The organism is Robertmurraya beringensis (assembly GCF_042433785.1).
Taxonomy (GTDB): domain Bacteria; phylum Bacillota; class Bacilli; order Bacillales; family Cytobacillaceae; genus Robertmurraya_A; species Robertmurraya_A beringensis.
Map to the genome: position 1 here is coordinate 1 of NZ_JBHLUU010000048.1, position 849 is coordinate 849.

The following is an 849-nucleotide window of genomic DNA, read 5'->3' on the forward strand; positions in this document are numbered from 1 at the left end:
GAACAGATTAAAGAATTTCTACTAGAAGAGATTGCCGGTGATTGCTATAACTATGGTTATCGCAAACTCACTAAGGTCTTAAGGCGAAAATACAAACTTAAAATTAACAAGAAAAAAGTATACCGGATTTGTAAAGAATTGGGCATCTTACGCCCACAGCGCCAAAAGAAAGTCTCATACCCTAGGAAACTAGCAAGAAATCGCATTATTACAAGATCTAATCAGCTATGGGAAGCTGACATTAAATATGGCTTTATCGAAGGTGAGGATCGCTTTTTCTTTGTCATGTCCATCATCGATGTTTATGACAGGGGCATCATTACCTATCATATGGGATTAAGCTGCACTGGAGATGATGTCAAACAGACACTGAAAAGGGCATTATTAAAACGCCAACAATATGATGAATTGGAAAAACCTGTAATCCGAACAGACAATGGACCGCAGTTTATTTCCCATACTTTTGAAAAGTTTTGTGAAGATTCCAAAATTGAGCACGAAAGAATTCCACCAAGAACACCAAATATGAATGCTCATATTGAGTCTTTCCATCGCATTTTTGAGGACGATTGCCTATCCAGATGGCAGTTTGAAACCTACACAGAAGCATATCAAGAAGTCATGAATTTTATGGAGTTCTACAACGAGAGACGTATGCATTCTAGTATACTAGATTTGTCACCAAAGGAATTCTATCAAAAACAAGATTCATTGGTGATCAAGGAGGTTCGGGTGTAATGGATGTATTCATTCAAAGCATCAGCTTGATTTGGAGTGGCGGGCATGATAGCCTCGTTCGGCGATGCCAATGTTGTAAAACAGCTGGCTTCTTGGCAGGAGAATCATGCC

The 849-nt window shown here is 39.0% G+C and carries 1 protein-coding gene; it reads left to right on the forward strand.

Features of this window, described 5'->3' with window-relative positions; translation table 11 throughout:
- A partial coding sequence (locus ACFFHF_RS11805; RefSeq protein ID WP_377058219.1) for an IS3 family transposase occupies positions 1 to 738 on the forward strand: 738 nt, incomplete at its 5' end.
- Positions 739 to 849 lie beyond the last annotated feature (111 nt).